The sequence below is a fragment of the Endobacterium cereale genome, assembly GCF_009617585.1.
GTDB lineage: Bacteria > Pseudomonadota > Alphaproteobacteria > Rhizobiales > Rhizobiaceae > Neorhizobium > Neorhizobium cereale.
On record NZ_WIXI01000046.1, the window covers coordinates 259,610 to 272,301 of the forward strand.

General features: G+C 59.9%; 14 protein-coding genes. 9 read left to right on the forward strand and 5 right to left on the reverse strand.

The genetic code is table 11. The annotated features are described in order from the left end of the window. Window positions 1-10: 10 nt before the first annotated feature. The 3 genes from GAO09_RS18330 to GAO09_RS18340 all read left to right on the forward strand — a co-directional run bounded on the left by GAO09_RS18330 (window position 11) and on the right by GAO09_RS18340 (window position 3,357). Window positions 11-1,189, forward strand: coding sequence for an MFS transporter (locus GAO09_RS18330; RefSeq protein ID WP_153355637.1), 1,179 nt, complete (start codon window positions 11-13; stop codon window positions 1,187-1,189). A gap of 119 nt (window positions 1,190-1,308) precedes the next feature. After that, window positions 1,309-2,559, forward strand: a complete 1,251-nt coding sequence (gene ispG / locus GAO09_RS18335) for a flavodoxin-dependent (E)-4-hydroxy-3-methylbut-2-enyl-diphosphate synthase (RefSeq protein WP_153355639.1) — start codon at window positions 1,309-1,311, stop codon at window positions 2,557-2,559. Between the two features lie 138 nt (window positions 2,560-2,697). Continuing rightward, window positions 2,698-3,357, forward strand: a complete 660-nt coding sequence (locus tag GAO09_RS18340) for a YiaD family glycine zipper/OmpA-like lipoprotein (RefSeq protein WP_153355641.1) — start codon at window positions 2,698-2,700, stop codon at window positions 3,355-3,357. 78 nt (window positions 3,358-3,435) lie between these two features. Here the strand turns inward: GAO09_RS18340 and GAO09_RS18345 are convergent, their stop codons facing one another. Next, window positions 3,436-4,077, reverse strand: coding sequence for a LysE family translocator (locus tag GAO09_RS18345; protein ID WP_153355643.1), 642 nt, complete (start codon window positions 4,075-4,077; stop codon window positions 3,436-3,438). A 46-nt stretch (window positions 4,078-4,123) separates the two neighbouring features. Next, window positions 4,124-5,050, reverse strand: coding sequence for a polyprenyl synthetase family protein (locus GAO09_RS18350; protein WP_153355645.1), 927 nt, complete (start codon window positions 5,048-5,050; stop codon window positions 4,124-4,126). Between the two features lie 215 nt (window positions 5,051-5,265). Here GAO09_RS18350 and mtgA point away from each other — a divergent pair, with 215 nt between their 5' ends. From mtgA to rpmF, 3 genes are all read left to right on the forward strand, one after another. Next, window positions 5,266-5,946: a monofunctional biosynthetic peptidoglycan transglycosylase gene (gene mtgA / locus GAO09_RS18355; RefSeq protein ID WP_235938286.1), complete on the forward strand. Its 681-nt coding sequence runs from the start codon at window positions 5,266-5,268 to the stop codon at window positions 5,944-5,946. Between the two features lie 72 nt (window positions 5,947-6,018). Continuing rightward, window positions 6,019-6,678, forward strand: coding sequence for a glutathione S-transferase family protein (locus GAO09_RS18360; protein WP_153355649.1), 660 nt, complete (start codon window positions 6,019-6,021; stop codon window positions 6,676-6,678). Window positions 6,679-6,852: 174 nt separating this feature from the next. Further along, window positions 6,853-7,038, forward strand: a complete 186-nt coding sequence (rpmF, locus tag GAO09_RS18365; protein WP_112728869.1) for a 50S ribosomal protein L32 — start codon at window positions 6,853-6,855, stop codon at window positions 7,036-7,038. 90 nt (window positions 7,039-7,128) lie between these two features. Here the strand turns inward: rpmF and phaR are convergent, their stop codons facing one another. Further along, window positions 7,129-7,713 (reverse strand): polyhydroxyalkanoate synthesis repressor PhaR, encoded by a 585-nt coding sequence (gene phaR, locus GAO09_RS18370; protein ID WP_153355651.1) that lies wholly within the window; start codon window positions 7,711-7,713, stop codon window positions 7,129-7,131. A 244-nt stretch (window positions 7,714-7,957) separates the two neighbouring features. Between phaR and GAO09_RS18375 the strand changes: the two genes are divergently transcribed. Beyond that, window positions 7,958-9,139, forward strand: coding sequence for an acetyl-CoA C-acetyltransferase (locus tag GAO09_RS18375; RefSeq protein ID WP_153355653.1), 1,182 nt, complete (start codon window positions 7,958-7,960; stop codon window positions 9,137-9,139). Window positions 9,140-9,194: 55 nt separating this feature from the next. Next, entirely contained in the window at window positions 9,195-9,920 is a 726-nt protein-coding gene (phbB, locus tag GAO09_RS18380; RefSeq protein ID WP_153355655.1) for an acetoacetyl-CoA reductase, read from the forward strand. 73 nt (window positions 9,921-9,993) lie between these two features. On the opposite strand, the gene GAO09_RS18385 is transcribed toward phbB, so the two are convergent. Both GAO09_RS18385 and GAO09_RS18390 read right to left on the reverse strand, forming a co-directional pair. Continuing rightward, window positions 9,994-10,248, reverse strand: a complete 255-nt coding sequence (locus tag GAO09_RS18385; protein WP_132277485.1) for a YMGG-like glycine zipper-containing protein — start codon at window positions 10,246-10,248, stop codon at window positions 9,994-9,996. A 39-nt stretch (window positions 10,249-10,287) separates the two neighbouring features. Continuing rightward, window positions 10,288-10,443 carry a DUF3309 family protein gene (locus GAO09_RS18390; protein WP_112728864.1) on the reverse strand — a complete coding sequence of 52 codons (156 nt, stop codon included), beginning with the start codon at window positions 10,441-10,443 and terminating at the stop codon, window positions 10,288-10,290. Between the two features lie 232 nt (window positions 10,444-10,675). Here GAO09_RS18390 and GAO09_RS18395 point away from each other — a divergent pair, with 232 nt between their 5' ends. Beyond that, window positions 10,676-12,424: a glucan ABC transporter ATP-binding protein/ permease gene (locus GAO09_RS18395; protein ID WP_153355657.1), complete on the forward strand. Its 1,749-nt coding sequence runs from the start codon at window positions 10,676-10,678 to the stop codon at window positions 12,422-12,424. Window positions 12,425-12,692 lie beyond the last annotated feature (268 nt).

Genomic DNA, 12,692 nt, shown 5'->3' on the forward strand with positions numbered 1-12,692 from the left:
GGGAGGACAGATGGATACCAGATCGAAAACCGCCAGACCTGCCGTGACACGTGAACGAATCGGTGTCGCCCTCCTCTTCCTGATGAACGGCTTTCTGATCGGTGCCTGGGCTCCCAAAATCCCGGAATTCGCGACGCGTCTCGGCCTCGATGAGGCAAAGCTGGGTGTGATGATCCTGCTGTTCGGCCTCGGATCGTTGGTGATGATGCCGATCGCCGGCAGCCAGATCGCAAGGTTCGGTTCCAGCACTGTCACCCGTTTTGCCGCCGTGCTGCTCACCCCCTGCCTCATCTACCTGACTTTTGTCGGTAATGTCTGGCTTGGCGGTGCCGCCATCTTTCTGTTCGGCGGGCTGATCGGCGCCATGGATGTGGCGATGAACGCCAATGCGGTTTCGGTGGAGCGCCATATGCGCCGCGCCATCATGTCGTCCTGCCACGCCTTCTGGAGCCTCGGAGGCCTGATCGGCTCGGCCACCGGCGGTTTCCTGATCGATCACATGGGCGTCGGCCCACATGCCATTCTGGCAACGGTTGCGGCCGGCCTGATGGTGGCCGCTGCCTGGCCGCTGGTTTTTCATGACGCACCACATCCCGACGAAGACGCTTCCAGCCGTCCGCGCGGGCTTCCAAAATCGCCGCTGCCTTGGCTGATCGGCATACTCGCCCTGTTCTGCATGATCCCGGAGGGGGCCATCCTCGACTGGGGCGCACTTTACCTGCGCAATGAGCTCGGCGCATCGGCGACCCTTTCCGGCTTCGCCTTCGCCGCCTTCTCGCTCACCATGGCGGTGATGCGTTTTGCCGGCGATCTGATCCGCGACCGTTTTGGCGCGGTGAAAACGCTGCGCAGTTGCGCGGCCATTGCCATCATCGGCCTGATGATCATCGGCTTTGCGGGCAATTCGACGATCGCCATCATCGGCTTTGCGCTGTGCGGCATCGGCATTTCCAACATCGTTCCGATCGCCTTTTCCGCCGCTGGTAACCTGCCGGGCATGGCACTTGGCGTTGGCCTCTCCATCGTCACCACGATGGGTTATTCCGGCATCCTGGTGGCGCCGTCAGCCATCGGCTTCATCGCCCGCCATACCGGGCTTGGCATCATTTTTGTCGGGCTTTCGGTGCTGATCGTCATTGCCATGGCGTTTTCGTCGCTCGCCCGCCATGCGGATAACGCACATCACTGACGCAACGGGAAGGCTCGCGGAGTGACACGGAACGGAGTAAAGTGACGCCCTCGCAGGTTGACAAGGCGCATGCCATGATCCACCTGAGTGGTCCAACAGCCAAGGTACCGAGACGTTTGATGTCCTCACCCATCGATTTTGATCCAAAACCCCGTCGCGCCACTGTTGCAGTCGATGTTGGTGGCGTGATCGTCGGCGGCGGCGCGCCCGTTGTCGTCCAGTCCATGACCAATACCGACACCGCCGATATCGATGCGACGGTCGCGCAGGTGGCTGCCCTCTTCAAGGCCGGCTCGGAAATGGTGCGCATCACCGTCGACCGCGACGAGAGCGCTGCCGCCGTACCAAAGGTACGCGAGCGCCTGCTGCGTCTCGGCATGGACGTGCCGTTGATCGGCGATTTCCACTATATCGGCCACAAGCTGCTCGCAGACCATCCGGCCTGCGCCGAGGCGCTGGCAAAGTACCGTATCAATCCGGGCAATGTCGGATTCAAGGACAAGAAGGACAAACAGTTCGCCGATATCATCGAGATGGCGATCCGCTACGACAAGCCAGTGCGCATCGGCGTCAATTGGGGTTCGCTCGATCAGGATCTCTTGACGACGTTGATGGACCGCAATTCCGAACAGGGTTCGCCGCTGTCCGCCCGTCAGGTCATGCATGAAGCGATCGTGCAGTCGGCGCTGATCTCGGCGGAGCTTGCTGAATCGATCGGCCTGCCGCGCAACCGCATCATTCTTTCTGCCAAGGTCAGCCAGGTGCAGGACCTGATCGCCTGTTATTCGATGCTGGCCGAACGCTCCAACCATGCGCTTCATCTCGGCCTCACCGAGGCAGGCATGGGTTCCAAGGGCATCGTCGCCTCGTCGGCTGCCATGGGTTACGTCCTCCAACACGGCATCGGCGACACCATTCGCGTTTCGCTGACGCCAGAGCCGAACGGCGACCGCACCAAGGAAGTGCAGGTTGCCCAGGAAATCCTGCAGGTCATGGGTTTCCGCCAGTTCATTCCTGTTGTCGCGGCGTGTCCCGGCTGCGGTCGAACCACGTCGACCGTGTTTCAGGAACTCGCGCAGAACATCCAGAACGACATCCGCAAGAACATGCCGATCTGGCGTGAAAAATATCCGGGTGTCGAGGCGCTGAACGTTGCCGTCATGGGCTGCATCGTCAACGGGCCCGGCGAAAGCAAACATGCCGATATCGGCATTTCGCTGCCCGGCACCGGCGAAAGCCCGGCCGCACCGATCTTCATCGACGGCAAGAAGGCGATGACCCTTCGCGGCCCCAACATTGCCGCCGATTTCGAAAAGCTGGTGATCGATTACATCGAGAACCGTTTTGGCCAGAAGACGGCTGCCGAGTAATCTCCGCAAGCACATGAAAACTGGCTGTCGGCAGGCCGTCACCGCACCGACAGTCGATCACTTATCCGTTCATTCGTCGTTTCGCCGCATTTTGTGGTAAAGGGAAAACCATCTCAGACGACGGGGACTACGATTCGAATGCTGAAGAAGTTTGCTATCGCCGCGCTTGCCGCGACGTTTCTTTCCGCCTGCACCACCACCGATCCGTATACGGGTGAGCAAAAGACCTCGAACATGGCAGGTGGCGCTGCCATCGGCGCCGGTCTCGGCGCGCTGGGTGGCCTCGTGGTCGGCGGCGGCAACAAGGGCCGCAATGCGCTGATCGGCGCTGCCATCGGCGGTCTGGCCGGCGGTGCGATCGGCAATTACATGGACAACCAGGAAGCCGAACTGCGCCGCGAGCTGCAGGGCACCGGTGTATCCGTCACCCGCCAGGGCGACCGCATCATCCTCAACATGCCGTCCAACATCACCTTTGCCACCGATCAGGATCAGGTGATCCCGCCATTCTACCGGACGTTGGATTCGGTCGCGATCGTGCTCAACAAGTTTGGCAAGACCTATATCGATATCAACGGCCATACGGATTCGACCGGCAGCCTGCAGCATAACCAGGGGCTTTCCGAGCGTCGCGCTGCTTCTGTCGCCAACTATCTCGGCGGCCGTGGTATCGATCAGCGCCGTATCTCGACAATGGGCTTTGGCCCGTCGCAGCCAATCGCCACCAACGCGACGCCGGATGGCCGCGCCCAGAACCGCCGCGTTGAAGTGGCAATCGCCCCGATCGAACAGAACTGATCGCCGAACGACACTCGGACGAATATCAACGGCCTCGCATCCATCCGGCATGCGGGGCCGTTTTCTTTTGCGGCCACGTCAGATGCGGCTGGTCAGCAGCTTGATACCCGCGACACTATAAAAGACGGCCATCGTGCCCTCTATCCAGCGCCGGGCGGACTTGTAAACACGCAGCGCATGCCGGGTCGAAAACAGCAATGCGTAACCCATGAAAATCAGAAAACTCGAGGTGCAGCAGATGCCGACGATCAGCATGATTGCAGAGGGCGGTGCATTGGCCGGCAGGCCGAGCGAAATGATCGCCAGCCAACCGAAGATCGCCTTCGGATTTGTGACATGGATCGCATAACCGCGCAGCCATAACTGTTTTGCCGTGTAATTCACCTTGGCAGCATTCACCGCCATCTCGGCATCCGGCTTGCGGGCTGATCTATATGCCTTCCAGGCGAGATAGATCAGATAGAGCCCGCCCAGCACTTTCATGATTTCCAGTGCAATCGCATAGGTGCGCAGCAGGGCCGCAAGGCCAAGGGCGGCGCAACAGGCCCAGGTCAACGAACCGCAAAAGATGCCGAGAGCGATGATGATGCCGGCACGCCGCCCCTGCGAGATAGCGGCGCCGATGATGGCGAAGTTGGCCGGACCGGGACTGAGGACGGCAATCAGATAGGCCACATAGGCCGGCCAGATATAGGGCAGGTAGGTAAAAACATCCGGCATGCAATCCTCCCCGGCAGGTTGGGGAGCGTGCCTGGCCCCAAACCCGTTAGCTCTTGCGGTCTGCGATGAAGCGCGCCGCCTGCCGCAATATGGCAGCCTTTTCTCCATAGGGCGAGAGCAGGTTTTCGGCCTCTTCCGTCAGCGCATCCAGACGCTTTTCCGCCCATTCGGTGCCGTGCAAGGCCACCAGCGTTCCCTTGCCGCGACCGGCGTCCTTGCCGGTTGCCTTGCCAAGCGTGGCGGCATCCGAGGTGACGTCGAGAAGATCGTCGGCCAGCTGAAAGGAAAGCCCGACGGTCTCGCCGAATTTGCGCATAGTCTGCCGGTCGGCTGCACTGGCGCCAGCGGCGATAGCTCCGGCCTCGCAGGCAAAACGCAGGAGGGCGCCGGTCTTCATCGCCTGCAGAGTGACGATATCCGCCTCGTTCGGATGGGTCTTTTCGGCTTCGATATCGAGAACCTGACCACCGACCATGCCGCCCATGCCGGCGGCACGTGACAGGGCAAGCACAAGCTCGATCTTCTGACGGTCGGAAAAATCGGTTTCAGGTGCCGCGATGATATCGAATGCGTAGGTCAGAAGTGCGTCCCCGGCGAGGATGGCCGTCGCCTCGTCATAGGCCTTGTGCACGGTCGGCTGGCCGCGACGCAGATCGTCGTCGTCCATGGCCGGCAGATCATCGTGGATCAGAGAATAACAATGCAGGCATTCCAGCGCCACGCCGACGCGCAGCGCCGCAGCGGCATTGCCACCCAGCATGGCTGCCGTTTCACGCACCAGAAAGGGTCGCAGGCGCTTGCCGCCGTTCAACGTGCCGTGACGCATGGCGGCGAGCAGGTTCGATGGTCGTACCGTCTCGTCCGCCAGCGCATCACCGTTCAGCATGGCCACGAGGGCCGCCTGCGTTTCCGCCGCGCTGTCACGCAGGCGTTTTTCGAAGACGGCGGCGGAATGGCTGGTCTCTGAGGTCATGGGCGCTATCTGACATGCGACAATTGCGCTGGCAATGTCATATTCCGATCACCGTTAGTTTTACGGGCATGACCGGAGCGGACGACTGGTTTTTGAGCGGCTTGGGCGCTAGAACGGGCGATAGGCGACAAATGAGTGCGATCTTGGACATCAGCCCGGTCGAACAACATGACAGGAAAGAGGAGCAGCCAGTGGCGAGATCCCGTCACAGGCGGATGCTTTCATCCCCCTTTGTCCGACACGCGGTGCTCGTCATCGCGGCGTTTCTGATCCTCCCCTATTTTCTCGTCGTCCTTTACGCCATACCGTTCATCCGCCCGATCTCGACACTGATGATCGCTGATCTGGCAATGCTGCGCGGTTACGACCGTCAATGGACCTCTTTCGAGGATATTTCGCCGAACCTCGTGCGCTCGGTGATGATGTCGGAAGACGGCCAGTTCTGCGCCCATGGCGGTGTGGACTGGAACCAGATGCGCGGCGTGGTTCAGGATGCGCTGGACGGCTCATCCACCCGCGGTGCCAGCACCATTCCCATGCAGACGGTAAAGAACCTGTTTTTGTGGAATGGCCGGTCCTTCCTGCGCAAGGGGCTGGAAATGCCGCTGGCGTTGTGGGCAGATTTCGTCTGGTCGAAAGAGCGGATGATGGAAATCTATCTCAACGTCGCCGAGATGGGGCCCCAGACCTATGGCGCCAATGCGGCGGCCCAGCGACACTTCAAGACCTCGGCCTCGAAACTCAGCCGGCGTCAGGCTGCCCTTCTCGCCGTATCATTGCCGAACCCGATCATCCGTGTGGCCAGCAAGCCTGGCCGTGGCATGCAGCGGCTCGCCTCTGTCGTTGAGCGTCGCGCGCAAGGTGCCGGCGATTACATCACCTGCCTTTATAGATAGGTTCTCAGGATTTCATTGGTCACGACAGCAACCTGCCACTAGGTTGTCCTCAGCACCAATGGAGATCCCGGCATGGACGCACTGACGCTTTATATCGCCAACAAGAACTATTCCTCCTGGTCGTTTCGTCCATGGATGGCCCTTACGGCTTTTGACGTGCCGTTCGAAGAAGTATTGATCCCGTTCGACATGCCGGCCGGCAATCCACGCTTTGCCGAAATCTCGCCCACCGCAAAAGTGCCGGTTCTGCATCATGGCCGGTTGCGCGTGTGGGAATCTCTGGCAATCATCGAATACGTTGCCGAGCTTTATCCAGAAAAACATTTCTGGCCGGAAGATCCCGGTGACCGGGCGATGGCGCGCGCCATTTCGATGGAGATGATCTCCGGCTTTCGCGGCCTGCGCAATGCCTGCCCGATGAACATGCGACGCCCGCGTGCCGCACTCAACCTCGATGCGGATACGGCCAAGGCCGTCGCAGACGACGTGAAACGCATCACCACGATCTGGCGGGACATGCGCGAGCGTTCCGGCGGCCCTTTCCTGTTCGGCGCTTTCTCTGCCGCCGACGCCATGTATGCGCCTGTGGTCAACCGTTTTGATGTCTTCGACATTGCCGTTGATGACGACACCCGTGCCTATATGGATGCGATGAAGGCGACGCCTGCATGGGAGAGTTGGGAAACGGCGGCCAAGGCGGAAAGCTGGATCGTTCCCGAGGATGAGGCCTGAATCAAAGTCCCGATCGGGTGATTCTCAAAAATCGACTCGAAAATCACTGTGGGGACTGGTCAAAGGCCGATACCGCATGTATAAGCCGCCCCAATTTCCGAGTTCCAGACGCGTCCATTCGGCCTGATTTCTCGGCCGGGGATTATAGTCTGCACGTCAATTGGAGTACTTAAAATGGCAGTACCGAAGAGAAAAGTTAGCCGGTCCAAGCGCGGCATGCGTCGCTCCACCGACGCGCTGGCAACCCCGACGTTCGTCGAGGACAAGAACTCTGGCGAACTTCGTCGCCCGCACCACATCGACCTGAAGACCGGCATGTACCGCGGTCGCCAGGTTCTGACCCCGAAGGAAAGCGCATAAGCTTGTTCGACGGAAGTCATTCAAAAAAGCCCGGTCTCGCGACCGGGCTTTTTTGTTGTCCTTAGATGCCGAAGAAAGCTCAGGGACAGATCATGTCATGCTGTCCAGACGCGTCTGCAGCGAGCGCAGTTGTTCTTTCAGCTCGTCGAGATCCTTGGCATCGGCCGGCTTGCGCGGTTCACGCGGGGCTTCCGCCTGTCCTGTAAACGGCGTGAACATCTGCACCGCCTGACGGAACATTTCCGTATTGCGGCGCACCTGTTCTTCCATCATCTGCATCGGCGCCTGCAGGTTTTTCGTCAGCGGTGTTTCGCCGAACGTGCGTGTCATATGCTCGCGCATCTGCGTTTGCTGGTCGGCAAATGTCTTCATCGAATGTTCGAGAAAGGTCGGCACGACCATCTGCATCTGATCGCCGTAATAGCTGATCAGCTGGCGCAGAAAAGACACCGGCAAAAGCGTGTTGCCGGTCTTGGATTCCTGTTCGAAAATAATCTGCGTCAGAACCGAATGGGTAATATCTTCGCCGGTCTTGGCGTCCTGAACCGAGAACTCCTCACCCTTCTTGACCATCTTGGCGAGATCTTCCAGCGTTACGTAGGTGCTGGTACCGGTGTTATAGAGGCGTCTGTTGGCATATTTCTTGATGACAACTTGGCCTTCATTCTTCGCCATATTCTCCTCCTCGTCCCCTTAACATCGTTCTGTTATGCGGGTTTCCTCTCCCGCAAGAACACTACGCCCAAACCGGTTGCAGTGACAACGGGTTTTTGTGCGCTGCGATGAAGGCATGCTGCGCGGAAAATGCGGGCATATTAGCATTTCGGCCATTACCGCGCTTTGGTGCAATGCAGTTTGACTTGGCGCATGAGCTTTGCCAGTTTCAAGGGAACCATGCCGATACCCGAGGAGATATCCCATGAGCCTGCCTTCAATCGTGATCGCGTCCGCGGCACGCACCGCCGTCGGTGCCTTTAACGGCGCGTTCTCGACCGTGCCCGCGCACGAACTCGGCGCCACCGCCATTCGTGGCGTTCTGGAGCGCGCCGGCGTGGATGCAGGGGAAGTGGACGAGGTCATTCTGGGGCAGGTGCTTGCCGCCGGTGAAGGCCAGAACCCGGCCCGACAGGCAGCGATGAAGGCCGGCACGCCGAAGGAAACGACCGCCTGGGGCGTCAACCAGCTCTGCGGCTCGGGCCTTCGTGCCGTGGCGCTTGGCATGCAGCAGATTGCCACCGGCGATGCGGCCATCGTGGTGGCCGGGGGCCAGGAATCCATGTCGATGGCGCCGCATGTCGCGCATCTGCGAAACGGCACCAAGATGGGCGACCTGAAAATGGTCGACAGCATGATCTCGGACGGCCTGACCGATGCCTTTTACGGTTATCACATGGGCATCACCGCCGAAAATATTGCCCGCCAGTGGCAGCTTTCGCGCGACGAGCAGGACCAGTTTGCCGTTGCATCGCAAAACAAGGCAGAAGCCGCACAGAAAGCCGGACGTTTTGCCGACGAGATCGTGCCGTTCGTGCTGAAGACCCGCAAGGGCGATGTCACGATCGACAGCGACGAATATATCCGCATCGGCGCCACGCTGGACACGATGGCAAAGCTGCGTCCAGCCTTCGACAAGGATGGCACGGTGACCGCCGGCAATGCATCCGGCATCAATGACGGTGCCGCCGCCGTGCTTCTGATGACCGAGGCGGAGGCAGCGCGCCGTGGCCTGACGCCACTTGCCCGTATCGCCTCCTGGGCGACCGCTGGCGTTGATCCGCAGGTCATGGGCACCGGACCTATCCCGGCATCGCGCAAGGCGCTGACGAAGGCCGGCTGGTCGGTTGCGGATCTCGATCTGGTCGAGGCCAACGAGGCGTTTGCGGCGCAGGCCTGCGCCGTCAACCGCGAACTCGGCTGGGATCCAGCAATCGTCAACGTCAATGGCGGTGCAATTGCCATCGGCCACCCGATCGGCGCGTCCGGTGCGCGCGTGCTCAACACGCTGTTGTTCGAGATGAAACGCCGATCCGCAGCAAAGGCATTGGCGACATTGTGTATTGGCGGCGGCATGGGTGTTGCTATGTGCCTGGAAGCGATGTGATGTAAGGTGAACGACCATCTGCCAGCGGCGGCGGATGAGAACGGAGGCGCCGGGAATGACCAGAGTGGCCTTGGTATCGGGTGGCACACGCGGGATAGGTGCTGCGATCTCCATTGCCCTGCAGGCGGCGGGATATCAGGTCGCCGCCAATTATGCCGGCAATGTCGAACGGGCAACCGCCTTTCACGAAAAGACCGGCATACCGGTGTTTCGCTGGGATGTGCGCGATTACGACGCCTGTGTCGCAGGGATCGCGGAGGTAGAGGCGATGCTGGGGCCCGTCGAGGTGCTGGTCAACAATGCCGGCATTACCCGCGATGCCATGTTCCACAAAACGACGCCGGACATGTGGAATGCGGTGATCGCCACCAACCTGACCGGGCTTTTCAACATGACGCACCCGGTCTGGCCCGGCATGCGCGAGCGCAATTTTGGCCGGGTGATCAGCATTTCCTCGATCAACGGCCAGCGCGGACAGGCGGGACAGGTGAATTATTCCGCCGCCAAGGCTGGCGATCTCGGTTTCACCAAGGCGCTGGCGCAGGAGGGCGCTGGCCGAAACATCACCGTCAATGCCATCTGCCCGGGTTATATCGGTACGGAAATGGTGATGGCGATACCGCCGGATGTGCTTGCAGAAAAAATTATACCGCAGATTCCGATCGGTCGATTGGGCACACCGGAAGAGATTGCCCGTTGCGTGGTGTTTTTGGCATCCGACGATTCCGGCTTCATCACCGGCTCCACCTTCAGTGCGAACGGTGGGCAGTTTTTCGCCTGACATCAGGCAAAAGAAAACCGGCGCGGAGACTGAAAATCTCCGCGCCGGTTTTCTGGAAGTTCAAGCCGTCAGATTAGCGGCAACGAGCTTCGTAGGTGCGGCCATAACGATCGCGATAGATGCAGTAGCCCTGACGCTTCTGCGATTCGCCGATCGCGGCGCCAACCAGACCACCAGCAACTGCGCCGACGGCTGCGCCGCCCCAGCTGTTGGTGACAGCGCCACCGATCAGCGCGCCGGAACCGGCGCCGATGGCGGTGCCCTTCTCCGTGGAGGTGCAGGATGCGAGAGCGCCAACCATGGCAGCTACGAGCACAATCTTTTTCATAACGACTTCCTTCCCTAAAACGCGGGGTCCCCCCGCCTGTTAAATCCTGCCCATAAGAAGCAGGATGATCAAGATCAGAACAACCAGGCCCAATCCACCGGAGGGACCATAACCCCAACTGCGGCTGTGACCCCAATTCGGCAAAGCGCCGATCAGGAGCAGGATCAGGACGACGAGCAAGATTGTACCGAGCATTTCACTTCTCCAACACGAATTGGTTAGCTTCGTGACCGCGACAACGTGGCGACTGTCATTTTTGTTCCATCCACAACGAATCAGTTGTTACGAATGCCGCCAGCTGCAGTATTCTGGCGAAAACAGTACCTTGACTGGTTATCACGGGCATATGCGCTATGTGCGGACGTTCAGCACCGATACAGGTTCCCTGAGCTAGAAAAAGCAAGAAATATCATCAGAGGATGACGCATTGAGCCTGCTGCAGATCTATTGGAGAGCCCTGACCTATCTTGGCGCCAACCGCCTCAAGGTGACGGTGGTGGTGATTGCCAACGTCGTGCTCGCGGCCGTCTCCATCATCGAGCCGATCCTGTTCGGACGGATTTTTGATGCGATATCCTCCAACAGTCCAGTAACGCCCATCCTGCTTGCCTGGGCAGGTTTTGGATTGTTCAACACAATTGCCTATGTGCTGGTGGCCCGCGAAGCCGACAGGCTGGCGCATGGGCGCCGCGCCACGCTTCTGACGGAAGCCTTTGGCCGCATCATCTCCATGCCGCTTTCGTGGCACCACAAGCGCGGCACATCCAATGCGCTGCACACGCTGTTGCGTGCCGCCGAAACGCTGTTCGGCCTGTGGCTGGAATTCATGCGCACGCATCTGGCCACCGCCGTTGCCATTCTGCTGCTGATCCCCACTGCCATTTCGATGGACTGGCGCCTCAGCCTCGTGCTTTTTGCGCTCAGCATTGTCTACTGGTTCATCGGTCGCATGGTGATGAAGCGCACCAAGGAGGGTCAGGCCTCCGTGGAAAGCCATTATCACAACGTCTTTTCCCACGTCAGTGATTCGATCAGCAACGTTTCCGTCGTGCATAGCTATAACCGCATCGAGCAGGAAACGCGGGCACTGCGGGACTACACGAAAAACCTGCTGGCCGCACAATATCCGGTTCTCGACTGGTGGGCGCTGGCCGGTGCACTCAACCGCACCGCATCCACCGTTTCCATGGGTATCATCCTCGTTATTGGCACGATGCTGGTGCAGAACGGCGAACTCAAGATCGGTGACGTCATTGCCTTTATCGGCTTCGCCAACCTGCTGATCGGCCGCCTCGATCTGCTGCGCCAGTTCGCCACCCAGATTTTTGAGGCTCGCGCCAAGCTAGACGACTTTTTCGTGCTGGAAGATTCCGTCGAGGAACGCGAAGAGCCAGCAGGTCTTGCCGAATTGGGAGCAGTTCGTGGCAAGGTCGAATTCCGCAACATCAACTTTGCCTTTGGCGGTACGTCGCAGGGCGTACATGACGTATCCTTTGTCGCCAATGCCGGCGAGACGGTGGCGATCGTTGGCCCGACCGGCGCCGGCAAGACGACGCTGGTCAATCTTCTGCAGCGCGTCTACGAGCCGGACACCGGCAAGATTTTCGTCGATGGCACGGATATTTCCACCGTGACCCGCAAATCGCTGCGCAATTCGATTGCCACGGTGTTTCAGGATGCCGGACTGCTGAACCGCTCGATCAGCGAAAACATTCGCCTGGGCCGGGACGGTGCGACGGAAGAGGAAGTGCTGGCCGCTGCTGAAGCCGCCGCAGCCGCCGATTTCATCCAGACCCGCCTGACCGGTTTCGACACTTCGGTCGGCGAGCGCGGCAACCGGCTTTCCGGCGGCGAACGCCAGCGTATCGCCATCGCCCGCGCCATCCTGAAGAACGCCCCCATCCTTGTGCTCGACGAGGCGACAAGCGCTCTCGACGTGGAAACCGAGGCACGGGTGAAGGTGGCGATCGACCGCCTGCGCGAAAACCGCACCACGTTCATCATCGCCCACCGGCTTTCGACCGTACGAGACGCTGATAAGGTCATCTTCCTGGAACAGGGCCGTGTCGCCGAAATGGGCAGCTTCGACGAGTTGAGTGACAAGGGCGGCCGGTTTGCCTCGCTGCTGAAGACCAGCGGGCTTTTGACCGACGACAGCAAGACTGCGGCGGAGTGAGTTTTGCCAGCATAACCCCTGCGATGCCCGCCCTGACCGGCGGGCATTTTTGTGTGTGATGGCTGACGTATATCGGGATGATAAGGCAGAGTCGCCCCTTGGTGATCTTCGATTTTCAAAAAACTCCCGGCGTCGTTTCCGGGTTATGCGGCCGGGGCACGTCCTGTGCCTCCTAATTAAATTTTATAATGGCGCACGACGTGCCCCGTTTCGGCGGTTTTTGCCCGCGACTTCGGTCCCTCTGCAAAAGCCATCCCGACGGTTTCCA

Excerpts from the sequence above, each read along its gene's own strand:
- GAO09_RS18330 (WP_153355637.1), top strand. The coding sequence starts at position 11 with ATGGATACCAGATCGAAAACCGCCAGACCTGCCGTGACACGTGAACGA.
- ispG (WP_153355639.1), top strand. The coding sequence starts at position 1,309 with ATGTCCTCACCCATCGATTTTGATCCAAAACCCCGTCGCGCCACTGTT.
- GAO09_RS18340 (WP_153355641.1), top strand. The coding sequence starts at position 2,698 with ATGCTGAAGAAGTTTGCTATCGCCGCGCTTGCCGCGACGTTTCTTTCC.
- GAO09_RS18345 (WP_153355643.1), bottom strand. The coding sequence starts at position 4,077 with ATGCCGGATGTTTTTACCTACCTGCCCTATATCTGGCCGGCCTATGTG.
- GAO09_RS18350 (WP_153355645.1), bottom strand. The coding sequence starts at position 5,050 with ATGACCTCAGAGACCAGCCATTCCGCCGCCGTCTTCGAAAAACGCCTG.
- mtgA (WP_235938286.1), top strand. The coding sequence starts at position 5,266 with ATGCTTTCATCCCCCTTTGTCCGACACGCGGTGCTCGTCATCGCGGCG.
- GAO09_RS18360 (WP_153355649.1), top strand. The coding sequence starts at position 6,019 with ATGGACGCACTGACGCTTTATATCGCCAACAAGAACTATTCCTCCTGG.
- rpmF (WP_112728869.1), top strand. The coding sequence starts at position 6,853 with ATGGCAGTACCGAAGAGAAAAGTTAGCCGGTCCAAGCGCGGCATGCGT.
- phaR (WP_153355651.1), bottom strand. The coding sequence starts at position 7,713 with ATGGCGAAGAATGAAGGCCAAGTTGTCATCAAGAAATATGCCAACAGA.
- GAO09_RS18375 (WP_153355653.1), top strand. The coding sequence starts at position 7,958 with ATGAGCCTGCCTTCAATCGTGATCGCGTCCGCGGCACGCACCGCCGTC.
- phbB (WP_153355655.1), top strand. The coding sequence starts at position 9,195 with ATGACCAGAGTGGCCTTGGTATCGGGTGGCACACGCGGGATAGGTGCT.
- GAO09_RS18385 (WP_132277485.1), bottom strand. The coding sequence starts at position 10,248 with ATGAAAAAGATTGTGCTCGTAGCTGCCATGGTTGGCGCTCTCGCATCC.
- GAO09_RS18390 (WP_112728864.1), bottom strand. The coding sequence starts at position 10,443 with ATGCTCGGTACAATCTTGCTCGTCGTCCTGATCCTGCTCCTGATCGGC.